Annotated in this window: 16 protein-coding genes and 2 pseudogenes; 7 read left to right on the top strand and 11 right to left on the bottom strand. The window is 66.3% G+C overall.

Going from position 1 to position 23101, the window contains the following annotated elements:
* Nucleotides 1-7 precede the first annotated feature (7 nt).
* Nucleotides 8-1282 carry a DUF418 domain-containing protein gene (locus tag ACFV15_RS24240; protein WP_378352862.1) on the top strand — a complete coding sequence of 425 codons (1275 nt, stop codon included), beginning with the start codon at nucleotides 8-10 and terminating at the stop codon, nucleotides 1280-1282.
* 210 nt (nucleotides 1283-1492) lie between these two features.
* Here ACFV15_RS24240 and ACFV15_RS24235 read toward each other — a convergent pair whose 3' ends face one another.
* Entirely contained in the window at nucleotides 1493-2626 is a 1134-nt protein-coding gene (locus ACFV15_RS24235; protein WP_378352861.1) for an IS701 family transposase, read from the bottom strand.
* A 106-nt stretch (nucleotides 2627-2732) separates the two neighbouring features.
* Between ACFV15_RS24235 and ACFV15_RS24230 the strand changes: the two genes are divergently transcribed.
* Together ACFV15_RS24230 and ACFV15_RS24225 are read left to right on the top strand one after the other, a co-directional pair.
* Complete coding sequence (locus ACFV15_RS24230) at nucleotides 2733-3437, top strand: hypothetical protein (RefSeq protein ID WP_378352860.1); 705 nt, start codon at nucleotides 2733-2735, stop codon at nucleotides 3435-3437.
* 73 nt (nucleotides 3438-3510) lie between these two features.
* Nucleotides 3511-4161: a response regulator gene (locus ACFV15_RS24225; RefSeq protein ID WP_378352859.1), complete on the top strand. Its 651-nt coding sequence runs from the start codon at nucleotides 3511-3513 to the stop codon at nucleotides 4159-4161.
* A 2-nt stretch (nucleotides 4162-4163) separates the two neighbouring features.
* Here ACFV15_RS24225 and ACFV15_RS24220 read toward each other — a convergent pair whose 3' ends face one another.
* The 6 genes and pseudogenes from ACFV15_RS24220 to ACFV15_RS24195 form a co-directional block, all read right to left on the bottom strand.
* The gene (locus ACFV15_RS24220; RefSeq protein WP_378352858.1) at nucleotides 4164-5291 is read right to left on the bottom strand and encodes a sensor histidine kinase; all 1128 of its coding nucleotides are present in this window, start codon (nucleotides 5289-5291) and stop codon (nucleotides 4164-4166) included.
* A 193-nt stretch (nucleotides 5292-5484) separates the two neighbouring features.
* Nucleotides 5485-6183 carry a hypothetical protein gene (locus ACFV15_RS24215; RefSeq protein WP_378352857.1) on the bottom strand — a complete coding sequence of 233 codons (699 nt, stop codon included), beginning with the start codon at nucleotides 6181-6183 and terminating at the stop codon, nucleotides 5485-5487.
* A gap of 20 nt (nucleotides 6184-6203) precedes the next feature.
* Nucleotides 6204-6620 carry a hypothetical protein gene (locus ACFV15_RS24210; RefSeq protein ID WP_378352856.1) on the bottom strand — a complete coding sequence of 139 codons (417 nt, stop codon included), beginning with the start codon at nucleotides 6618-6620 and terminating at the stop codon, nucleotides 6204-6206.
* A gap of 104 nt (nucleotides 6621-6724) precedes the next feature.
* Nucleotides 6725-6880, bottom strand: a pseudogene (locus tag ACFV15_RS24205) (hypothetical protein); the annotation flags it as partial.
* Nucleotides 6881-6906: 26 nt separating this feature from the next.
* A pseudogene (locus ACFV15_RS24200) lies at nucleotides 6907-7344 on the bottom strand (hypothetical protein); the annotation flags it as partial.
* On the bottom strand, nucleotides 7280-9322 hold the full coding sequence (locus ACFV15_RS24195; RefSeq protein WP_378352855.1) for a hypothetical protein: 2043 nt from the start codon (nucleotides 9320-9322) through the stop codon (nucleotides 7280-7282). The pseudogene ACFV15_RS24200 and the gene ACFV15_RS24195, both read right to left, overlap by 65 nt.
* 141 nt (nucleotides 9323-9463) lie before the next feature.
* Between ACFV15_RS24195 and ACFV15_RS24190 the strand changes: the two genes are divergently transcribed.
* Entirely contained in the window at nucleotides 9464-10078 is a 615-nt protein-coding gene (locus tag ACFV15_RS24190; protein WP_378352854.1) for a DUF5343 domain-containing protein, read from the top strand.
* 17 nt (nucleotides 10079-10095) lie between these two features.
* Complete coding sequence (locus tag ACFV15_RS24185) at nucleotides 10096-10659, top strand: Swt1 family HEPN domain-containing protein (RefSeq protein ID WP_378352853.1); 564 nt, start codon at nucleotides 10096-10098, stop codon at nucleotides 10657-10659.
* A 418-nt stretch (nucleotides 10660-11077) separates the two neighbouring features.
* Here the strand turns inward: ACFV15_RS24185 and ACFV15_RS24180 are convergent, their stop codons facing one another.
* From ACFV15_RS24180 to ACFV15_RS24165, 4 genes are all read right to left on the bottom strand, one after another.
* Complete coding sequence (locus tag ACFV15_RS24180; RefSeq protein WP_378352852.1) at nucleotides 11078-11206, bottom strand: hypothetical protein; 129 nt, start codon at nucleotides 11204-11206, stop codon at nucleotides 11078-11080.
* Nucleotides 11207-11308: 102 nt separating this feature from the next.
* Nucleotides 11309-11869: an SMI1/KNR4 family protein gene (locus ACFV15_RS24175; RefSeq protein WP_378352851.1), complete on the bottom strand. Its 561-nt coding sequence runs from the start codon at nucleotides 11867-11869 to the stop codon at nucleotides 11309-11311.
* A 19-nt stretch (nucleotides 11870-11888) separates the two neighbouring features.
* The gene (locus ACFV15_RS24170; protein WP_378352850.1) at nucleotides 11889-16166 is read right to left on the bottom strand and encodes a DNA/RNA non-specific endonuclease; all 4278 of its coding nucleotides are present in this window, start codon (nucleotides 16164-16166) and stop codon (nucleotides 11889-11891) included.
* A 129-nt stretch (nucleotides 16167-16295) separates the two neighbouring features.
* Nucleotides 16296-17012, bottom strand: coding sequence for a hypothetical protein (locus ACFV15_RS24165; RefSeq protein ID WP_378352849.1), 717 nt, complete (start codon nucleotides 17010-17012; stop codon nucleotides 16296-16298).
* A 656-nt stretch (nucleotides 17013-17668) separates the two neighbouring features.
* Between ACFV15_RS24165 and ACFV15_RS24160 the strand changes: the two genes are divergently transcribed.
* Together ACFV15_RS24160 and ACFV15_RS24155 are read left to right on the top strand one after the other, a co-directional pair.
* Nucleotides 17669-20281, top strand: coding sequence for an RICIN domain-containing protein (locus tag ACFV15_RS24160; protein WP_378352848.1), 2613 nt, complete (start codon nucleotides 17669-17671; stop codon nucleotides 20279-20281).
* Nucleotides 20282-20389: 108 nt separating this feature from the next.
* A complete protein-coding gene (locus tag ACFV15_RS24155) occupies nucleotides 20390-23011 on the top strand; it encodes an RICIN domain-containing protein (protein ID WP_378352847.1) in 2622 nt (873 codons plus the stop codon).
* Nucleotides 23012-23101: the final 90 nt, after the last annotated feature.

Raw genomic sequence — 23101 nt, 5'->3', positions numbered from 1 at the left:
TGTGGATATGTCGCAGATCGAATCCTCATCAGGTTCACCACCTCGCCTGCAATCCGAGCCTGCCGTGCCGCCCGAGGCCGTTCCGTCGACCGCGCGGCTGGTCGGGGTGGACCTGGCCCGCGCGCTCGCTGTGTTCGGCATGTACGCGGTGCACCTCGGACCGGCGCCGACCTCGGTGAGCGGGTTCGGCGGCTGGCTGCTGGGGCTGGCGGAAGGCCGGGCTTCGGCACTTTTCGCCACCCTCGCGGGGTTCTCGCTGATGCTGATCGCCGGCCGGATGGAACCGAAGACCGGTGTGGCGGGACGGCAGGCACGCGCCCGGATCGTGATCCGCGCCGTGATCCTGCTCGCGATGGGTACCGCGCTGGCGATGACCGATGCCGGAACCGTGGTCATCCTCGCCTATTACGGGGTGTACTTCCTACTGGCGCTGCCTCTGTTGCGGCTTCGGGCAAAGACGCTCGCGATCATCGCGGCGGTGCTCGCGGTCTTCACCCCGCTGGCGAAGGTCGGCCTGTCGGCGCTGCTGAGCGGACCCGTCGCGGAGACCTTCAACGCTTATGACCCGCTCAAGCGGCTCAGCAACGTAGGCGTACTGGACCTGCTTGTCACCGGTCTGTATCCGACCATCACCTGGATGACGTTCGTCGTCGCCGGGATGGCACTGGGACGGGTGGACCTCGGATCCGGTGCGGTGCGGCGGCGGCTGGCCGCGGTCGGCGCCGCGCTCATCACGTTCGGCTACGGATTGCCTTGGCTGCTGACCAAGTTCTTCGACGGCCTTCGGGAAGTCGCGGAGCAGCCTTGGGGCCGCGGTGCCGAGAAGGCGGGGCCGGCGGCCGCCGAATCGATGGCCGAAGGCGGGAAATTCATGGCCGAAGGCGGACCGAAAGGGATGGACGGATCGGGCTGGGGCCTGCTGCTGGCCAGGCCGCACAGCTCCTCCACCTTCGACCTGGTCGGCAGTGTGGGCATCGCGATCATCGTGGTGGTGGGGGCGACGGTGCTGCTGACCCGGCTGTCCTGGCTGCGTCGGCTGATGGCGCCGGTCATCGCCGTTGGCACCATGTCGCTGACCCTCTACGTCGGCCACTTCCTGGTGGGCGCGCAGATCGGGGCCCTCGGAAAGAGCCAGGGCGCCGGGAACAACTCCGCCATGGTGCTGCTCTGGTTCATCATCGGGGCCACCGTCTTCGCCTGGCTCTGGTCCCGCTTCTTCCGCCGCGGACCACTGGAATACCTGCTCCACCTCGCCACCAAGGCCGCGAAATTCGTCCGGTGAGTCACCTGGGTCGTGAGTGGTATGGCCGGTTCTAATACTGCAACGGCAGTTATGTGATTGGGTAGCCGCGGCGTTTGTAGTGGCTGAGGCGGGCTTGGTGTTGTCGTCGGCGGCGGAAGTATGACCAGGCCCAGATGTGGTCTGCGGCGTCGGCGACACGCAGGACCAGCTTGGTGAGCAGGCGTCGGATCTCCGGTAGCGTGAATCCGATCATGCCTGGCTCGTCGACGCCGATTCCCCTTTTATGGCAAGGGATCTGGCGACGGCGAGCCAGGCATGGGCGAGCATCGACAAGGTGATGTGGGCATACCATGCCCGCCAGGACCGGACTTGGTAGTGGTCGAGCCCGGCCTCGTTCTTGGCTTGCTGGAAGCATTCCTCGATCCGCCAGCGGGACCCGGCGGTCCAGGTCAGGTCCAGCAGCGTCGAGCGGCGTGGCCCGTAGCAGACGTAGTAGGCGATCTCGGTCGGATCGGCAATCGAGCGGCGAGCGAGCAGCCAGTGCCCCCGCCCTGCCCGCCAGCCGGTGCGGATCTCGGTCCTGGCCCAGTCGAACTCGCGGGGCCCGTGCGCACCGGCACCGACCGACAACCGCCGCCACGCCTTGACTGGCAGGTCCGCGATCAGCTCGCCGGCCCGGGCCTTCCCGCCGTCGGTGGTGATCAGGGTGTCGCTGACCTTGAGGGCCAGCACGTGCGCGGCATCATGGGCTTCGAGCCAGTCCCGCAGATACTGAGCTTGTCCGTAGGCCTCGTCGGCGGTGACCCACGCGAACGGCACGCCCGCGGCGAACGCCCGCTCGAGCATCACCATCGCCTGCCGCGGCTTCGTCGAAAACTCAGTATCGGCCGGGATTTCCGCGCGGCGGCACCGGCCGGGATCGGCCAGCCACGACTCGGGCAGATACAACTCCCGGTCGATCAGCACATGTCCCCGCTCGGACGCGTAAGCAAGGAACGTGCCGATCTGGCAGTTCTCGACCCGGCCCGCGGTCCCGGAATATTGGCGCTGCACCCCCGCCGAACGAACACCTTTCTTCAAGAACCCGGTCTCGTCCACGATCAGCACGCCACCCGGCTCACCGAGATGCTCGACCACGTAGTCCCGCAGGTCGTCCCGCACACCGTCGATGTCCCAGTCCGCCCGCCGCAGCAGCCGCTGCATGCCATCCGGCGACACCTCACCAGCCTGCTCGGCCAGCGTCCACCCGTTCTTGCGCTCCAACCCCGCGACCAGCCCAGCCACATACTCCCGAGCCCGGCCACGCGGCTCCGACCGCGCAAACCGGCCCGCGATCCGCTCATGCACCCGATCCAACTGATCCAACACCACATCGACCACCACAACGATGATCTACCACACACCACCCAAGTGCCGTTGCAGTACTAACCGGCCATACCACTCACGACCCCCTCAAGCGAAATCCCGTCACTACTTTGGAGTGTTCTTCGTGAGTATCGCGATTGTCCTGGTCGTGCTGGCCGCCCTCGCTTTCGGGGCCGGCCTGCTCTTCATGCGTTTCCAGGCTGTGGCCAGAAAGCGGCAGTTGGACGACGCGCTGTCCGAGGCACGCCGCTGGGTCGAGCGGCTCGCCGGTCAGGTGATGCATCTGACCGGCACCAACGCCGCGGCGAAGCAGGCCTTGGCGGATGCGTCGGAGCGGTACACCGCCGCGGGGTCGCAGCTGGACCTGGCTCGGACGGTCGAGCAGGCCGGATTGGCCAAGGAGACCGCGTTGGAAGGGCTTTACTACATCCGCGCGGCACGCGTCGCGATGGATTTGGATCCGGGGCCCGCGCTCCCGGCGGACGCCGCGCGGGCGCGGGCGGGCGCGGTGACGGAGCATCGGAAGGTCGAAGTCGAGGGCGAGACGTACGAGGCGTCGCCGCGGCCCGGGCACGACACGCCGCACTACTACCCCGGTGGCCAGGTCGCAGGCCGTCCGGTGCCGGAGGGCTGGTACAACCGCCCCTGGTGGAAGTCGGCGCTGATCGGTGGCGCATGGGGCGCCGGAGCGGCCGTACTGTTCGGTTCGCTGTTCGTGGGAATGGCGGGTGTCGCCGCGGCGCAGACCTGGCAAGACGGTTTCGAAGCGGGCGGTCAGGACATGTTCGCCCCGGACGACGTCGGTTTCGACGATGTGTGGGACTTCTGAACACGATGCGCGGGATCGTGACGATGGCGCTTATTCTCTTCCCGGTGTCCGGCGGCGCGGGTAGGAGTGGAATGTGATCCGGGTAGTGGTGGTGGACGATGAGGCGCTGGTCCGTTCGGGATTCCAGCTGATCCTGCGTGCCGCCGGCGACATCGACGTGGTGGCCACCGCGACCGGTGCGCAGGCGGTGCGCGAGATCGGGGTGCACAAGCCGGACGTCGTACTGCTCGACATCCGTATGCCGGACGTCGACGGCTTGACCATCCTGCGGCAGCTGCGCGCCCTGCCCAATCCGCCGGTCGTGGCCATGCTGACCACGTTCGACTCGGACGAGTACATCGCGACCGCGCTCCGCTCGGGCGCCGCTGGTTTCCTGCTCAAGGACACCGAGCCGGAACACCTCGCACAGCTGGTGCGGACCTTGGCGAGCGGCGGGGTGGTGCTTTCCCCGAAGGTCACCCGGTCCGTTGTGGACGGATTCCTCGATTCGGGCGCCGATTCGAAAGCCGTCGACGGTGTGGCGCAGCTGACCGACCGGGAGCGCGATGTCCTGGTGCTGATCGCCGAGGGGCTGTCCAATGCGGACATCGGCGCCAGGGTGCATCTCAGCGTGGGCACGATCAAGGATCATGTCAGCGCGATCCTGACCAAGCTCAAAGTGAACAGCCGGGTCCAGGCGGCGCTGCTCGCGCAACGTGCGGGGCTGTTGCGGGATCGAGACTGAACTCAGCCTTGAACCGCCGGAAGGCTGAGCCGCACCCGGTATCCCCCGCCGGGTGTCGGCCCGGCTGCCAGGGTCCCGTCCAGGAGCTCGGCTCGCTCCCGTAGGCCGATCAAACCGTGTTGCGCGCTCGGCAGGGACAGTGTCGGCCGAGTCGACGGGCCGTTGGTGATCGTGACCCCCATGCCGTTCTCGTGGTGCCACAGGTGCACGGCCGCGGCGGCCCCCGGCGCGTGTTTACGCACGTTGGTCAGCGCTTCCTGAACCGTGCGGTAGACCGCCCGCTGTGTGGCGGCGTCCACATCGGACGGCAGCTCGCCTTCGACCGTCGTCTCGATGCCGCTGTTGGCGACCAGCGCCGGCAGCACGGCGAGCGTCGGCTGTGGGGCGAGATCCGTTTCCGCGCCGCCGGACGCCCGCAGCAGCGCCACCATATGGCGAAGCTCATCGAGGGTGTCGACGCTGAGCCGTCGAATGGAGGACGCGACGTCCTTCGTATCCGGACCTGCCGGGGTGACCTGCAGTACCCCGGCCTGCACCGCGATGAGACTGACCTGGTGCGAGACGACGTCGTGCATCTCACGGGCCAGCTGAGCCCGCTCCTTGGCCAGGATCGTCTGTTCGATCAGCAGCCGCTCGTGATCGCGCGCCTCGGCGATTTCCTTGAGCCGCAACGTCAGATCCCTTCGCGCCTGCACAAGCTGACCGAGGACAGCGGGCGCCGCCCCCATCAACAGCGCGTAAAGCGCGTCGACCAGGACGGACCGCCCCGATTCCACGTCGATCTGGCCGTGCCATGGCACGGCGTAGCCGAGGATCACGACCGCCGCGCACAACGTGATCATGCGCCGGTCGCGTGTCGTGACCGCGACGCTGTACAGCGCGATCAGAACTGCGACGACCGAAAACGACAACGCCAGCATCGGCAGAGTCAGCACGAAACTGACGTAGGGATACCGCCGCCGGATCAGGAGCGCGAGTATCGCGACACCGGCCGCTATCTGAGAGCTCGCCGCGGCCTGCTCAAGGCCGAGCCACGCGTCCAGTATCGCCAGGGCGACCAAGGCCACGTCCACCGCCCATAAAGGGAGGCGCTGCCGAGGCGTCACGTCGGTGCCTGATCGTTCATCCACCGGGTCATTATGGGCATTCGGCGTCACGAGGCGAAACTTCACCCGTCGCACTCGCGGTCCACCCGGCAGGTATTTGGTTCGCCCCGCCGGTCGGCTGGACTCTCCGGCACACCATCCGGTTGTGGGCCCGGTTCCCTCCTCTGTCCATGGTGGACTGGCCATGCAGACCGGTTGGCTAGTCCGTGGCAACGGGCTACGCCCCGTGAGCGGCACTAGAAGTTTCGGTCAGCCAGTCGATATGCACGGTGATCGACACTCCGGAACTCGACGTGAAGGTGGCCAGGTCTCCGTTGACGGTGGTTTCCACGAAGGGGTTGGACTCGGCCAGGAAAACGATCCAGACGAGTTCACGTCCGGCGTCGAGCCGTCCGAAGAAGCCCTCCGAGCCGTGCGAACCCTCGCCGCGCACGAGGAAGCCACCGTGGATCGCGGTCTCATTCGTGATGTCGACGTCCGACACCCAGTCGGGATCTTCGGCGAGCATCTCCGCCAGGTCGAACTCGTCGCCGAGCTCGAATCCCCCCGGCGCCTGCGGGTGCACGTCCAGCTCGCGGGATACTCCGCCGGCATAGTGGATCGCGTCCTCGATCGGCAATTTTCCCTGGCACCACAACGCCACGATCGGCGAATCCGCCATGTCCGTCACCTTCTCCGTCGCCTCCTGCCGCCACCACATCCCGGCGCTTCCGGCTTCGCCGTTCACTGCGTCCATTGTCCGGTACGGGTACCCCGTCGAGCCGGTTCCGTGGGCTCCGCATGCGCTCCCGGAATTTGTCCGCCCACGTTTCCTGGTCGTCGAGTCGGGATGCACCGCGTTCGGATCGACCAGGGTGATCGCGACCGGGCGGCCGACCTCTCTCGCCGCGTCCAGCCTGCGGTCGTCGTAGCTCACGAGTTGCCCGCCTACCTCGATCACGTGCAGCGGCGACCCGTTCCCAGTCCCAGCCGCCGTTGCGCATGATATCGGGGGTACTCGTTCTGAGTGGCCTGCGTGAGGTTGCCCGCGGCGTCGTAGGCGTACCGCTCCTGCCAGCCGGCGCCCTCGACCGCGAGCACCCGTCCGGCCGAATCGAGATCGAAACGGCGAGTGCCGCCGAACTCGTCCTCGATCGCGGACACGTGATCGTCGGCTCGGTAGTGATACCGCCGCTGCTGGATCTGACGGGATTGCGCGGCAGAGCCACCGCTGACCGCATTGACCGTTTGCGCGACGAGCCGGTGGTTCTCGTCCCACGCCTGCGCCAGCATCGTGCCGGTGTCGAGCAGCCGCTCCACCTCACGGCCAGCCCGGTCATAGCCGAAGAACAGCGTACGGCCGCCGGTTTCCAAGCTGGACGGCTTGCCGTTGGCGGCATAGCCCCAGCGGCTCTGGGCCCCGGTGGGATGCAGCGGTGGACGCGACGGCCCAATGCGCCATACGTGGAGGAGACGGTTCGCCCGTTGACCGTTTCCTCAAGCACCTGCCCCAGTGCGTCCCGCCGATACCGCAGTTCGGTGTCTGCATTGCGAGCGTGCACCAGCCTTCCCGCGGCGTCATAGTCGATGGTGGTGACCGCGTCCCCGCACCGCCGTTCCACGATGGCGCCCATCGCGTCGCGGACGAACGCGTGCGCTGTCCCATGCCGTTCACCCGCTCGGTCAACCGGCCGGCGGCGTCATAGATGTAGGTGACCTCCCTGTCGTTGAAGTCGCTCTCCCGCACCAGGTTCCCGGTGCTGTCATAGTCATGCTGCCAACGCAGGCCTTGCGCGTTGGTCACCGAAACCAACCGGAGGGCGGCGTCGTAGCCGAATTCGAGTCGCGCGCCATCCGGCCCGGTCTCAGCCGCGGACAGGTTGAGGTGCGTGGTTTCAATTCGCGTGACCTGGCCGAGTGCGCCGACGTGTTCGCCACCGTTCCTTCGGCGTCGTGCCGCCACGCCCCGGTTGCGACACGGAAAGATAACGATACTTCGGCGTCGGATAGGCCCGCCTCGGCCGTCGCATCCTTCAGTTGGTGTGCGTGTTAGCCAAATGCGGGCCGATGTAGCCAATATAGATCGAGCGAGAAGCATTGTAGTCATCGAGATAGTACATCCTGGGTGACACCATTCCGATTTGCGCCAGCTTAAAGTGTGCTTTCATCACGCGACGCCCAGAGGGGTCGACTGTATTTGGAACGGGAAAGACGCGCTCTTCTCCGTGGCTTCTCATCGTCGTCCCGGTCTCAGTCGCGGCATGCTTTCCCGGTGTGATCCCGATATAGCCGCTTGGCGTGTGCCGGAGGTAGTAGTCAACTCCCTTGTCGCACTTTTCTTCATCTCGCGCCCGGAGATAGTCGCCCAGCGCTAGGCAAGCGTCCCACGCGGTGCGTGCGGCAAGCTGCAGCGTGTCGTGGTCGTCGACACTAAGAGCCACTGATCGATCGCCCGTGAATCGCAGCCTGCCGCACACAAGGTCAGGGATCCGGTCCAGGAGGTCTCCAAACCCCTGTGGGTAGTCCTCCCGCCACTCCTCCGGAAGCACACCAAACGCAACGTCTCGATCCCCCTGCGTTTGCAAGCTGTGCCGCAGCCACCTGATCTCCGCGTTCGCCCTCTCCAGATCTTCGTAAATCTCCGCTCGCTCGAGCTGGTCGTCGTCGAGCGCGCTCTTGGCCGCTTGCAGGGCGTCCTGGGTCAGCTCCAACTGAGTCTGCTTCGTCTCTACCCTCCTCCGAGCCTCCGCCAAAGCGACTGGCTCCACGAGAGGACGAGTGATCGACTGTGCGATGGCCCGCAATGTCGGCTCGTTGATTCTTTTAATCTGGAGGATCTGCTTAACCAACTCCACCTGGTGCTGGAAGTCTGCGCCTTCCGCGACTCCAGGGTCGACGGGCACTGTCGTGGGCAGCACGTCCAACGTGGTTTTCGGATCGATCGCGATAAGCAGGGCCGAGTTCGCCAGTCTCTCGAACTTCCGCACGACCCGCGTAACTTCGCCGGACGTGGCCCGAGTGCTGGCATGTCTTCGTGCGATGGCGCCCAGCATACGTTCGATATGTGAGTCGTCCATCGCGCCGAGGCGAGCCGACCCGAGGATGCGGTGCCGACGCCAATCGAGTTCACTGCCGAAATTAACCTCCGGGAAGAACGTCCGTACTGCCCACGGAGGCGCCTGATACCGGAGTCCTGCGATTGCATTGAAGGCTTCCGTGGCCCACGGGTCGAGCACTACCACTTGACCTAGCCCGTATACCTGCTTAGTCCACACACCCATGTGCGAGGCAAAGGCGTCGAAAGGAATCGAGTCGCCCGTCGTCCCTGCCACAAAGATCAGGCCGTGACGCTTCTCGTCGGTCAGCATCTCGACCAATCGCGGAACGTCGTCGGCCCGGAACACTTGAGCGCCGTCAACGAACCGCACCCGTCCGTCACCCAAGGGCAGCGTCCGCATCAGGTAGCGGGCGATACGGGGCACGTCAACAAAGCGGCCCTGCTCGTTCTGAACCGAGATCGACACCCATCCCTCGCTGCCATGGCGCTCATGCAAGAGCAGTTCGGTATTCCACGTACCCCAGTTGGTGCCGGTCTCACTCAGCTGAGCCCTCAGGCTTCGCGAGTGCACGTCGCTGTGGCGCTGAAGCTTGAGCGTCCTGTTCTCGGCGGCATAGAGCCCGTCAGTCGACAGGTCCACGTCGAAGTACTTCTCACGGAACCATTCCCCAAGTTGATGCAAGGCCTCGTCAAGCCAGGCAGGCCGAGCCTCACACGACATGAACGCGGAGTAGTCCCGGGAAGCCGCCACCATCAGGTCGGTCAAGACTATCGCCACCTTCACCTGGAGTAAATTCTTGCTCTTGATGGTCGTAGCGACCGACCAGTCAGTTACCTGCGTGATCAGATTGTTGCCTGGGCTGCTGACATCAGCAGTGGTGCTCTCGCGGGTGTCGCGCTGGCAGGATTTGCCGGAGACGAAGAACGCGCCCAGGCGGAGCAGATAGTGATTTCGCCGTAACGTGTCACCACGGCGTCGTCCTGCAGGTCGAGGACCTCTGACAGAGCGGACGAGCACCTGGATGCGACGTTAGCGAGCAGGTTGACACCGCCGCTCAGCTCCCGGATCGTAACGTTGACTGACCAGTCCACGATCCTTCAGCACGGACCGCCGGCAATGCGGGCGCTAACTACGACAGCCATCGGGACAGGAAACGTAATGGCCAACGAATTTCCATACATGATGAGCGTGACGAATCTCCCGGCGATCCTTGCGAAGATTCGCTCGGCTGCGACCCCGCCCAAGTTTACTCACGAATTCCTAAAAGCAAATTTAGGCTTCAATTCTTCGAATGACCGCGCCGTCATAAAGCTCTTAAAAGAGATGGGGTTTCTGACGAGCGAAGGTACGCCGACGGATCTCTACAATCAATATAGAGGTGCAAACTCCGGAGTCGCACTGGCAACCGGAATAAGAAAAGCTTACGCCACCCTCTTTCTAAGTGATGAGCGAGCATACGAAAGAAGCGGCACCGAACTGCTTGGAATCGTAAGAAATGCGTCAGGAGCTGGCGATGCGGTTGCCCGAAAGATCGCGACCACCTTCAAATCATTGGCGAGCACTGCCGCATGGACTGAACAGAGTCCACCTGGGCCTCCAAACAACAACACTGAGGAGACGGCTTCTGGGGGTGCGGAAAGCGAAAATGCTGCCACCGTGGACACTTCGTCATTTCTACGCCTGCACCACGACGTTCATTTGCATCTGCCGCCAACCTCGGACGTCAGCGTGTACCGGGCGATCTTCCAAGCCGTGAAGAGTGAGTTGATGTAGTGGTGAACCTAGATGCAATGAGGTCCTGGCTATTCAAAGGGTTAGCTGTCGAGCATGCACTAAACGAGCTCGAAAGAGACGGCACGGCTGTTCGTGCGGAAACAGATCCCCAGGCACTCCAGCGAGTGATGCCGATGGAAGATTTCTCTGCACCGCTACGCCGGTCTGGTATGCGCGCACTGCCATCGTATCTTGCATTTTTCATGCTTGAAAACTCAGCGCGAGAACTTATTTTTGATCGACTACTGGAAGCGCATGGGCCGGACTGGTGGGATAGATGTGCCAGCCAGAACCTAAAACGAAATGTAGCCAGTCGCCAAGAGAAGGAGGGAAAGAATCGATGGCACATGCAGCGCGGAGCTAGTGAAATCTACTACACCGACTTCGGTGACCTAAGTTCGTTAATCCAGAACAACTGGGGCGATTTCAATGACTTATTCCCTGACGTCGATTGGGTTCTAGCGCGGTTTCGTGAACTTGAGGCTTCCAGAAACATTGTCGCGCACAACAACCTGCTGGATGAGCGCGAACTCGATCGACTAAAAATGTACCTTTCAGATTGGGTTAAGCAAGTCGGATAGGCGCACGGGACGCAGCTGTGTGCGTCAGCAGCCCGATGGACCAGACGTCGGCCTAGCGGTGACCGGCGCGTTCAGGCACACCGACAGTGGTCGGTGCGACTCGAAGAGCCAGCTCTACCAACCGGGAATGCGGCGCTGACGCCCATGTCAGTGGCTCGATCTCGCAAAGGGCTAACCAGTCACCGGAGCAACTTCAGGCGTGTGGTTAGTGTGCAAGTCGCCCGTCGGACACTTGATGGGCACGGAGAGAGACTCTCACACTGAGGGCCTCTTTTACGCTGTCGTAGAGCATCTCCAGATGCAGGTCTCCGTAGAGTTCCGCTAGCCTGTCAGGGTTTCCGCTGTCCAAAGCGTCTCCGACGTCGCCGAGCGAATCGATCCTGGCGTAGACCTCCGCGAGGCAGCGCCGCTGACCTCTTCACGTTCGCCAGCGCGGCTTCTGCGGCCGCCCTTGCACGAATCTCACCGCGCGGCGGCGGGCCTCCACACGGCGGAACCGGCCCGCGATCCGGGCGAACGCCTCACCCAGCACCGCCAGCCACAACATGGGGCCTACGCTCGCAGCCGCGGCCACCACACGATCTTGGGTTGTCTTCACAAACACCCATGATCACGTGATGGCCGCGTTTATTTCACCGACACACCCGGGCTATGTCACCGGGTAGGAGACCATCCGGGAGCCGATGAAGCCGGTGAATTCCACCGGCTTCGCGGACAGGTCCCACCGCAGGATGTTGTCCTCGCCGGTACTCACCAGGATCTCGTGGATGACCTTCGACATCGGACCCGGGTGCTCGTGCCAGTTGTCCCGGTCGTTGTAGGCGACCCGCCAGGTGTCCGGGTCGGCCGAGTCGGTGATCCACCAGAACGTGCCACCCGAATCGGTGCTCCCCCAAGGGTAAAGTCCGCCGGGCTCGGGGAAGAGCACATACGACGTGCCCGAGAGGTACCCGGTGTCCGGGTCCGCGAAGATCTCCAGGAACTCCTCGTTGTGACGTTTGGCGCCGACGAGCTCATCGGCACTCTGCGCCGGGTTCTCCACTTCGATGCTCGCCCGGTACGCGCCGGACGGGAATCGGGTCAGCAGTTCCTTGTAGTCGCCAGGCAGCCGGATGCCCAGGTCCCGTTCGACGGCGGCCCAGTCCACCTCGGGGCGGAAGTCCCCGGGCCGCCAGCCGACGAGACGAGCCACCTCGTCCACGTGCGTCATGCTTCACTCCTGGTCATTGTCAGGCTGTCCGGAACGAGTCGCAGCGTTCCTTCTTCACGTTGCCCCCTGGCACGTTGTGGATGGTAGCGAAGCAGTTCGCCCCGTTCGACGAGATCGCCTCGATGAAGATCCACTCCGGCATCGCGGCCGTGGCGCTGGGGTACTGCACGTGGACCTCGTAGATCACCGAGACGTCCCTGGCCGGATGCCGGTCCAGCATGTCGCCGACGGCGTTCTCGACGATTTTCACGTCCGACAGGTTGACCGCCCGGTACTGGGTCACGATGTTCTCCACGCTCATGGAGCCCCAGAGCCTGGCCGCGACCAGGTGGCCCTTCTGCACCGGCTCGGTGCCCAGTTTCGCCGGTGATTCCGGGTGTCCCACCGGAGCCGCAGGTTCGCCGGACCGCGTGGTGGTGCTCTTCGCGCACACGATGCCGCCGGTCGCGCGCTTGGCGGGATTGCCGAGCCAGGTGAAGTCCTGCATCGGGTAGTTGAAGGACACGTCCGTGGGGACGATGGTGTTGAAACATCCGTTCACCGTCTGCTGCCCCGCGATGCTGGCGAGCCGCTGCCCCGGGCTCGCGGCGACCGACGGCTGGCCCGTGTGGGCTTCGAGTTCCTTCTCCCGGATCTTCTGCCTGTCCACCACCGTGCAGGTCGCCGCCGCGCGCATCCCCGGCTGCTTGCAGCCCTTGAGCTGCCTGAGCAGGTCGCGAAGCTTGGTGATGACACCGCGAGCGGCCAGCTTGAGATCCTTGAAGGTCCGGATGCCCTTGACGATCCGCACGGTCGTGCTGATCGCGTCCGGGATCTTGGTGAGGAACCTGGCGAGCTTCAGGATGGGCAACGCGTTGATGACCGTCATCACGCAGGAGATGAAGTCGCCCTCCATGAAGCACTTCTTGGCGTCGGTGTACCCGATCAGGTCGAGGATGATCTGCCCGCCCTCGGCGACGATCATGTCGAGCAGGCTCTTGTTCGCCTCGGCCCGAGCCTGGTTGTACTGGTCGACACCGGCTTGGCCCTTCTCGGCGCGCAGGTCGGCCTCTTCCTCCGGGGTGAGCGCGGGGACCTCGCTGTCGTCGTTGATGGCCTGTTCGGCCTGACGACGCGCTTCCTCTTCGGCGGCCCTGCGCATTTCCTCCTGCAGCTGGGCCAGCTGCGCCTGGATCGCCTTGGCGTCCTCCTCCGCGTTCCGTGCTCTCGCCTCGACGTTGTCCGCGTACTTCTCGGCGTTCTTCGCCGCCGAATCGGCGTCCTTGGCGTACTGGTCCGCGCGGGCGGCCGCCTGCCGTGCCTCCTCGGCGTCCTTTTCCGCCTGGGTGGCCGCCTTCGCCGCGGCGTCGGCGTCCTGCTGGGCCCGGGTGGCCGCCGCGCTGGCCTCGTTGGCCGCCTTGGTGGCGCTGTCCGCCGCCTGGCGTGCCGCCGCCGCGTCACGCTCGGCCGCATCCGCCGCGCGGCCGGCGAGCGCGGCGTCCGCCGCCGCCTGGTCGGCCGCGGCACGTGCCGCCTTGGCGTCGGCCTGCGCCTCGGCGTCCACTGCCTCGGTCTCCGCCGCCAGTCTGCGGGCCGCCGCCGCTTCGACCGCCGCCTCGGCGGCTGAAACCTGCGCGTCCGCCGCCGCTTTTGCCGCGTCGGCGGCCGACTTGGCCGCGTTGGCCGCCGCTTCGTAGGCCGGTTTCACCAGGTCGCCGGCGTTCCTCGCCGCCTCGGCGGCTTCGATCGACTTCTGGTTGGCGTCGGCCGCGGCCTGCTGGGCGGCCTTCACCTGGGTGTCGCCGATGTCCTTGGCGCGGTTGGCGACCAGCTGGACGAAGTCGGCGTCGATGTCGGTGCCCGCGAACGGGTTGGTGAGCGTGATCGCGGTGTTCGCCGGGTTGGCGATACCGGCCGAGGCCTTCGTGGTCGCGGCCGAAGCACGGGTCGCGATCCCGGCCTGGACGGCCGCCGTCGCCGCTTCCTCGGCCGCGGCGTTGGCCTCGTCGCGGGTACGATCCGCGGCCTCGAGTGCCTTCGCCGACTCCACCATCGCCCGCTGCGCCAGATCCATCGCCTTGCGCGCGTTCTCCGCGGCGCGAGCCTCGGCGGCGGTCGCGGTCTCCGCGTCCGCCCGCGCCCGCATCGCCTCGGCGTGCACCGCGGCGGCCTCTTGCTCGGCACGGTTGGCCGCCTGGTTCGCCCGCGACGCGGCGGCCTGCGCCTGGTTCGCCGCCGCACGGGACATTCCCGCGGCGTGCTCGGCCTCCCGTGCCGCGGCACGGGCTTCCGACGCCGCCGACTGCGCCCGGTCCGCGTGTGCGCGAGACCGGCCGGCGGCGCCCTGCGCCTCGGTCGCGGCCTTGCGGGAGTTCACCGCGGCCGCGCCCGCTTCATTGGCACGCTGCTGCGCGGTGTTCGCCGCGCCCCGAGCGGTGTTCGCGTCGGTGCGCGCCTGGTTCGCCGCGTTCCGCGCCTTCACCTTGTCCTCTTGGATGATCTCCGAGGAGCTTTCCGCACGGTCGGCCAGCTGGCCGAGCGCCTGCGCCCGCTTCTCGGCGGTGTCGGCCGACTGCCTGAGCTGCTCGGCCTCTTCCCGCGCCTGGTGGGCCCGGTTCTCCTCGATACTCGCGCTGTTGTCGGCGTTGGCCGCGATCTGTTCCTGTGCCCGCGCGTCCTTGGCCGCGTCGGCCGCGATCTGCTCCTGCTGCTGCGCCGCCACCCGCTTGTCGGACGCGATCCGTTGCTGCGCTTCGGCTTCCTGCCGCTTCTGGCGCGCGAGGTTCGCCTCCTGCACCGCCTTGGCCCGCTCCTCGGCGGCCACGCGCTGCTTCGCCTCGGCTTCCTTACGCTTCTGTTCCGCGACCCCGCGCCACTGCTCGGCCTCCTGACGCTTCTGCGCCGCGATGGTCCGCTGGTTCTCCGCGTCGGCACGAGCCTGCTTGACGTTCGCGGCATGCGCCTTGGCACTGGCCAGCGCCGCCTCGGCGTCGATCCTCGCCTGCTTCGCCAGCCGCGCGGCCTCCGCCGCCGCGTTGGCCTCGTCCCGAGCCGCCTTGGCCATCTGCAGGGCACTCGCTTCGTGCGACTTCGCGTTGGCCAGCCACTGCTTGGCGTTTTCCTCGTGCTTCTTGGCCTTGTCGGCGGCGTCGGTCGCCGCGGCGTCCGCGGCGATCGCGTCCACCGCGTGCACCGCGGATTCCGTGGCCTGCTTGCCCGCCTGCGCGGCGGCGGCCATGCCCTGGACGACCTTCACCCACTGCGAGCCGTGCGGCATCCCGTTCTCGACCAGGATGTTGGCCTGCGTGGTCGCACCGGCGGCGGCGGTCTCGGCCTCCCTGGCGTCGGCGATCGCGTACTGAAGCTGTTGCGCCACCCTGTCCTTCGCACGCTGGTACAGCTCGGGGTGGTACTGACCGCTCGCCTGATCCGCGGCGAGCACCCTGGCCGCCTCGCGGGACGCGTCCGCCGCGCCGGTCATGTCGTTCGCCGCGCGCTCCAACGCCTTCAACCCATCGCCGTGCGCGGTGAGGATGTTGCGACGGGCCTTCATCGCCCTGACGATCTTCTGTGCCTCGGCCGACGCGGCCTCGTTCTCCTTGCGCTGCCGCTCCAGCTCCGCCAGCTGCGCGTCACGGGCGTCCGCGTCCTTCTTCGCCGCGACGAGGTATCCGGTCTTGAGGTACTCCTCGATCGCGGCGTCGCCGGCGGCCAACGCGGCCTTGGCCGCTTTGGATACCTCCGGCGTGCCCTGTGCGGCCGCCGCTTCGACGTGCGCCCGCCGCCGGTCCCTGAGTTCCTTCTCGTAGGCCCCGTCGCGGCGATCCTGCTCCGCGGCGATGTCGCGGCCGAAGGCCAGGAAGTTCGCGCGTTCGCGGGCGTCCTTCTGCAGCGCCAGCGTGACAGCCGCGTTGAACGCCGGGCCGCCCGTGCCCACCAGCGCCTCGATCAGCTTGCGGTTCTCCGCGTCGACGCGGTCTTTCCGTTCCTTCGCGGCCTTTTTCGCGTCCTGCTGGCCGTGGTCGAAGAAGTCCTCGACGGCCTTCTTGTCACCGGCCTCCGCCTTCTTCAGGGTGACCCTGGCCGCCTCGCGGACTTCCTCGTCCTCGTCGAACGCGGCGATGTCGGCGAGGAGGTCACGCTGCATCTGGTCGAGCAGCGCCTGGTCCTCGGGGTCCAGCCCGTCCTGCGCAGGGGCCGCGTTCTGCGCCTTTTCCTTGTTCGCCGACGGCCGCTGAGCGGCGGCACGTGCGGCGGCCGTTTCGGCCATGGCCGCGGCGCCGTCGCTCATCGTGCCTGCCAAGAAGGCGGCGGTCACCGTGAGGACCACGGCTCTGCGCCATCCGATCGACGTCTTCCGCCTCGAGCGCCACGGTGATCTGGACATGGTTAGGACACCCCGGATTCACGAAAACAAGAACAGGGACAGGGAAGAGGGAGGAAAGGCTCAGTGTTCGGTGGTCATGCGGTCGTAACCGGCCTGCGCGTCGGCGCCGACGTCACCCCAGTGCCGGGCCTGGCCGTCCGCGAAGGCGGACTCGGTCGTCCAGGTGCCGCGCTGCTTGTCCGCCGCGGCGCCGATGCTCTGCCACACCGGATCGGCCTGCCCGTTGGCCCGGTCGAGCACGGTCTGCCAGTAGCGGGCCTGCTCCAGGCAGAGCTTGCCCTCGTCGTCCCAGGTTTTCCTTGCCGCGTCGGCCTTCTGCTTCGTGTCCGCCCACGCCCCTGCGGCGACGGCACGGGCCTGGACCGCCGCTTCCCCGGTCGCGGCGAGTGCCGCCTTTTCGGCTTCCTGCGCGTCGATGATCAGCTGGGAGATGGTGGCGTGGAGGTACATGCCCGCGTCCTGGGTACGCACGCGGAAGAGTTCGACGTCCAGTCCGGCGGCGGCCATCCAGCCGCTCGCGTAGAACTCCCGGATGTCGGCGTCCAGCCCGCCGTTGCGCAGGGCGTACTCGGCGGCCTGCCGCACCTGCTCGCCGGGATCGCTGGTCGACAGCAGCCGCACGAAGTCACGGTCGGCCTGCGCGATCTGCTGCTTGTGCTGCTCGTCGGCTTCCCTGGCCGCATTGTCGCGCGCTTTGGCTTCCGCGAAACCAGTACGGGCGAACCAATCCCAGTCAGCGCTACTACCTTTGAGCACATTGTCGGCGGTGGCGTGCACCAGTGGCGAATAGGCGGCCGTATATGTGTCGTAAACCCTTTGAGCGAAATCCCGGTTACGCGCATTGAATTCATTGGCCCGCTGCCGGGCTTTCGCGAATCCACGGAGCACGAACTCGCGTAGCACCGCCTCGTCAGACGACCGCAAAGCCTGCCATGCGGACGCCCTGACCAGCGCCTGAGCGTGAAAAAGCGCCGCCTGCCGAACATTCGGATACCACGGCGACTGCTCTATTCCGGTCGCTCGAACTACGCCGAACGCAGTAGTGTCATAGGTTTCCGCGGCCGCCACTTGACCACAGCCGGTAATGGTGAGCGCAGCTGTCAACGCACAGCCAGTAATGGCCGATCCCCAGTGCACCGATAACCCCCAAGTTAGTCGGTATTCCGTGTTCTCACACAGAATGCCGACTCTGCCAGAAAAAACAGGCGGCGGACTTCAGAATATGATCCAGGTCACACCCGGCAGCTCGGGCGATCACGAACCTGTTACGGTCCGACGGCTGGTCTTGACCATTTTTTCCCTACATGGCAACGATTTGCTCGCACGCGCCTGGGGTTTTATGCGTGCTCCCATGGACTTTCCACCATCATAAGGAATCCATTTTGAGTAGCTCCGTATCAGCAAGCAGACCGAACCGGGCCTGGCCCCGGCGCGTGCGCTCCGCGGTGGTGGCCGGCGCCGCGGCCGCCACGATCGCCGGGTTCGCTCCCGCTCCCGCCATCGCGGCCACCACACCGGGAAACCCGGCCGCCGCACCGAAAAACTGGGAACCGGTCGGTGTCCCGACCACCGGCACAGCCGCCCGCGCGGCGGCGGCCCAGTCCACCGACGACGAGAAGATCGCGGCCGCGGCGCTGCTCGGCGTCAATCCCGGCCCCGAGCTGATGGTACTGACCGACCGCGATTTCACCGTGGCCATGTACCGCATCGCGGACGACCAGGACAAGCCGCGCCCGCTCGAGCCGGGCAACCGCACCGTGAAGTCGGCCGCTCTCAAGGCACTCGAGGAAGGTGACGCCGCCTGCCTCACGTTCATCAAGACAGGGATGAAGATCGCGCACGAGGAGGACGTCCGGCTCGACCTCGAATGGCGTGACCAGCAGAACAAGGAGCGGGACGCCAAGGCGCTCGCGGGTCAGCTGCTCCGCATCCCGGTGGGGAACGCGGAGAAGGCCATGTCCCTCTTCGACTTCATCGCCTACCTCGACCTGAACGCGGACGCGCACAAGGACCAGCTGGTCAAGGAAAAGGCGCAGATCGCGCTCACCGGCACCCCCGACGAGCAGTGGACCTTCCTGAGCTCCGGGCTCGGCATCGCGCACACCGCCGACGTCCAGCGCCTCATCAGGGAAAGGGCCGACCAGAGCCAGGCCGATAAGGACGCCGCGCTCGCCCGTGAAGCCAAGGCGAACGCGGCCTGGCACGCGCTCGGCATCGTCGCGCCCGAGAACATGGTCCGCCTCTCGGACCAGTCCTTCGTGTTCGAGATCTCCAACCGCGTCGCGCAGGACACCGAGGTCTTCGGCGCCGCCGAAGAGGCGCTCGCCAGCCACGATCCGGTGCAGTGGAAGCGTTTCATCGACACCGGCGCGCAGGAAGCCCACGAGCGCGACATCGAGAACACGCTCAAGAAGCGGGACGAGGCACGCACCCGCCAGATCTTCGAACTGCGCACCCGCGCGGCGAACAGCCTCGCGCACCCCGCGCTGGTCGCCGCCGCCGACAAGGCACTCGCGGGCACGACGGCCGACCGCCTCCGGTTCCTGCTCACCGGCAAGGACGAGAACCTCACGCAGACACTGCGCACGGTCGCGCTCGACGACTTCTACCTCGCCGACGGCAACGGGCAGGCACTGCTGAACCCGTGGGCGGCCGGGCAGCACCCGGAACAGGTCTGGAAGGTCGAACCGGGACTCGCCGACCCGACCTGTCACTCGTTCGCCTCGACCACCCGGCCGAACCACTACCTGCGCTACGTCAACAACCGGCTCAGCGTCGACCCGGCCGACGGCACCAACGCCTTCGGGCCCACGGTGACCTGGTGCGCGCGCCGGTCCGGTTCCGGCATCGCCTTCAGCCACGTCCAGTCGAAGGTCGACCTCGCGGTGAACGCACCGTCCGGTGGCGCCGTGTGGTCGGTGGAAGCGCCGAAGCCGCCGACGCCCATCGAGCGGCGCTACAACACCGACGCGAACGCCCGCGGCAGGCTCGGCGCGCCGACCGCCGACGCGGTGCTCGGCGGCAACGGGGCCGGCTACCGCCAGTACCAGAACGGCCGTCTGTACCAGGCCTTCCGCCCGGGTGCCACCAACCTCACGACGTCCGTCGTCGCGGGTGAGGTGCTGGCCAAGTTCGCTTCGCTCGGCTACGAAAGCGGCGTGCTCGGCTACCCGGTCGAGGACGAGCGCGCGTTCAGCAAGGGCCGCGTCCAGCGGTTCACCGGCGGCGCGGTGTACGCGGTGTCCGGCGTCGGCACGTTCGTCGTCTACGGCGAGAGCTACCAGAAGTACGCCGCGACGGGTTCGGAGAACGGCCTGCTGAGCTACCCGACCTCCGACACCGTCGCCCTGTCCGACGGGATCGGCTGGTACACCACGTTCTTCGGCAACACCGGCGCCATCTACTACACCCAGGTCACCGGCGCGAAGCTCGTCTACGGCTCCATCCGCGGCAAGTACAACGAACTCGGCGCGGAGAAGTCGTGGCTCGGCTACCCCACCAGCGACGAGTTCGACCTGCCGAAGGGCAGGCGCAACACCTTCCAAAGTGGACGGATCGACTTCAGCAACGACGGCGGCATCACCGTCGCGTACAAGACGGTTCCGGTCGCGCCGAAGGCGATCGAGCTCAAGGGTGCCGAATCCGGCCGCTGCATCCAGGTCGCGGGCCTCGGGCAAGACGCCATCAGGGACGGCGCGGCCATCGAACTGTGGGACTGCGTCGCAGGTGTGAAGCAGATCTGGGACGTCGTCGCGCTCGGCAACGACAAGTACAACCTGAAGAACCGCAATTCGGGCAAGTGCCTGGACGTCTACAACAACACACTGGACAACCAGGGCGGGATCATCCAGCACACCTGCCACGGCGGTCTCAACCAGCAGTGGGAGTTCACGACCGACAACACCGGCGCGAACTACGCGCTGCGTGCCGTGCACTCGGCCAAGGTGCTCGACGCCAAGGGCCACGGCACCGCCAACGCCACCCTGCTCCAGCAGTTCGCGGACAAGGGTGAAGCCAACCAGCGCTGGACCATCATTCCCCAGTAACACCGGTCTTCCCGCACGAGAAGACGCCGGCCACTGGAACCTCAGCGGCCGGCGTCCTCATTATCCGTTTTTCCTTGAGAGAGCCGAAAAATGAGACTGAGACGTGTTATGCGCAGTGCGGTGCTTCCCGCCGTGCTCGCCACGGCAGTGAGCCTGATGAGTTTCGACACCGCGCGGGCCGACGGCCCGCCGCCGTCGACGGAGATCGAAAAGGGCAACGCCGCGGCGTTGCTGGGGATCGTGGCGGGGCCGGAGCTGACGCAACTGTCCGATCGCGACTTCACTTCGGCGATGTACCGGGCCGCCGACGACCAGGACAAGCCACGGCCGGCCGATCCGGCGAACCAGAAGGTCAAGCAAGCGGCGATCGACGCGCTGCTGGTGAAGAACGATCCGCCCTGCGCCCCGTGCACCACCTACATCAAGACCGGCATGGCGGCGGCGCACCAAGAGGACATCGCGATCGTCAACGAGCGGCGCCAGCAGCAGGAGAAGGAACGCAAGGCGAAGGTCGACGCCGCGAAGGTCATCGGCGTGACCGAGGACAGGTACACCCCGGAGCTGGGTCGGTCCATTTACGACTTCATCGTCTTCCTCGACCTGAACACCGACGAGCACAAGGACATCGAGACCCGCAAGGCCGCCCGTGAGGCGTTGAGCGGCACGCCCGAGAAGCAGTGGTCCTTCCTGACCGTTGAGATTTTCACCTCTCACAAGGAAGACGTCGCCCGGCAGATCCGCGAGGCCAACGACAAGACCGAGGCCGAGAAGGCCGCCGCGATCGCCGAGGAGAAGAAGGCCGCCGCGGCCTACCAAGCACTCGGCATCATCGCCGACGACAAGATGCGCAAACTCGACGACGACGACTTCGTCCGCACGGTCTACAAGCTCGCGCCCTCCGGCAGCGAGGTGTTCCTCGCCGCCCGTGAAGCCGTGCTGAGCCTCGAAGACGCCGATCGCACGAAGTTCATCGAAACCGGCGCGGCCGACGCCCGCCAGCGCGACATCGACAACGAGCTGCGCCGCCGCGACCTGGAACGCGTCAAGCAGATCAACGCGATCCGGGACACCGCGCTCGGCAGCCGCTTCCACCCGGACCTGGTGAACGCCGCCAACACCGCGCTCGCCGGCTCGTCGATCGACCGGGAGAAGTTCCTGCGCGTCGGCCAGTACCAGCACGACATCCAGACCATCCGGGGAATCTCGGAAACCCGTGACAAGGACGTCTATCTCACCGACGACAACGGAACGGCCACCCTCACCAAGTGGACGGCCGCCGAGCAGCCCAAGCAGACCTGGCGGGTCGAGGCGGGTCTCGCCGACCCCAGCTGTCTCTCGTTCCAGTCGGTGACCCGGCCCGGCCGCTATCTCCGTTACGTGGAAAGCGAAAGCACGATGAGCCGGGCGCACGCCGACGTCGCGCCGACCGACGGCACCGACATGTTCCGGAAGCTGGCGACCTGGTGCCCGTCGTATGACACGCTGGCCCCGTTCACCGACCGCGCGAGCTACTACGGGCTCTTCGTCCCGGGTTCACGGAGCGACTTCACCGAGTTCAGGGTCAACAGCGTCCCGTCCCCGTCGGACTGGTTCGCCGACTCACCCCGGCCGCCAATGCCCATCGACCGGCTGTACAACTCCAACGCCGATCTCCGCGCCGCCATCGGCAAGCCCATCGCCGAAGCGGTGCTCGACTCCGCCGGGAACGGCTACCGGGAATACGAACGGGGCGCCATCTACCTCAGGCACGAAGGCTCCGACGTCCGCGTCTACCCGGTCGCGGGACGGATCTACCAGAAGTACAAGGCGATGGGCGCCCACAACGGAGGTATTGGCCTTCCGGTCGCCTTCCAGGAGTCCTTCGGCCCGCTCGCCAGTCCCGCCGGGCAGATGCAAAAGTTCTCCGGCGGCGCCGTGTACGACATCAAGAACGGCGGCGTCTACGGCATTTACGGGGATATCTACCGGAAATTCGTCGAAGCGGGCGCGGAGGACGGCATGCTCAGCTGGCCGACCTCCGACCCGACGAAGCTGCCGGACGGAGTCGGCGTGTACTCCACCTTCGCGCGCAACTACAGCGCCATCTACTGGCACCCCAATATCGGCTCGATGCTCGTCTACGGCTCCATCCGCCAGAAGTGGAACGACCTGGGCGCGGAACGGTCCTGGCTCGGCTACCCCACCAGCGACGAGCTGGCACTGCCCAAGGGCAGGCGGAGCAATTTCCAGGGTGGACGGGTCGACTGGAGCCTCGACGGCGGTGGCGGCGTCGCTTACCGGGCGACCGCGATCGCGCCGAAGGCGGTCGAAATCAGAGGAGTCGAATCCGGCCGGTGCATCCAGGTCGCCGGAGTCGGCCAGGACGCGCTCAACGACCGCGCCGCCATCGAACTCTGGGATTGCGTCGGCGGCGTCAAGCAGATCTGGGACCTCGTCCCGCTCGGCAACAACATCTACGGCCTCAAAAACCGCAACTCCGGAAGATGCCTCGACGTCGACAACGCCAGCGTCGAAAACCAGGCCTTCATCATGCAACACAACTGCCACTACGGACAAAACCAGCAATTCGAGTTCACCACCGACCCATCAGGAGCCCCCTACGCACTCCGCGGCGTCCACTCGGCCAAGGTGCTCGACGCCAAGGCCCACGGCACCGCCAACGCCACCCTCGTCCAGCTCTTCGCCGACAAGGCTGAAACCAACCAGCGCTGGACGCTGATCCCGCACTAAAACCTCGTGAGTGTTGGGGGGGGCTAGGCGACCACGCCACCCCCAACCGCACCAAAGAGGACGTGGACGCCGTGCTCGGCCCGCCCGACA

The sequence above is a fragment of the Amycolatopsis sp. NPDC059657 genome, assembly GCF_042734395.1.
In the GTDB taxonomy this organism is placed as follows: Bacteria; Actinomycetota; Actinomycetes; order Mycobacteriales; family Pseudonocardiaceae; genus Amycolatopsis.
Note: the sequence above shows the minus strand (reverse complement) of the source record. Positions and strands in the feature narration are given on the sequence as shown.

Bases quoted from the DNA above. Each gene is read 5' to 3' on its own strand.
- ACFV15_RS24155 (WP_378352847.1), top strand. From the start codon at position 20,390: ATGCGCAGTGCGGTGCTTCCCGCCGTGCTCGCCACGGCAGTGAGCCTG.
- ACFV15_RS24185 (WP_378352853.1), top strand. From the start codon at position 10,096: ATGAGGTCCTGGCTATTCAAAGGGTTAGCTGTCGAGCATGCACTAAAC.
- ACFV15_RS24175 (WP_378352851.1), bottom strand. From the start codon at position 11,869: ATGACGCACGTGGACGAGGTGGCTCGTCTCGTCGGCTGGCGGCCCGGG.
- ACFV15_RS24240 (WP_378352862.1), top strand. From the start codon at position 8: ATGTCGCAGATCGAATCCTCATCAGGTTCACCACCTCGCCTGCAATCC.
- ACFV15_RS24180 (WP_378352852.1), bottom strand. From the start codon at position 11,206: ATGTTGTGGCTGGCGGTGCTGGGTGAGGCGTTCGCCCGGATCGCGGGC.
- ACFV15_RS24190 (WP_378352854.1), top strand. From the start codon at position 9,464: ATGGCCAACGAATTTCCATACATGATGAGCGTGACGAATCTCCCGGCG.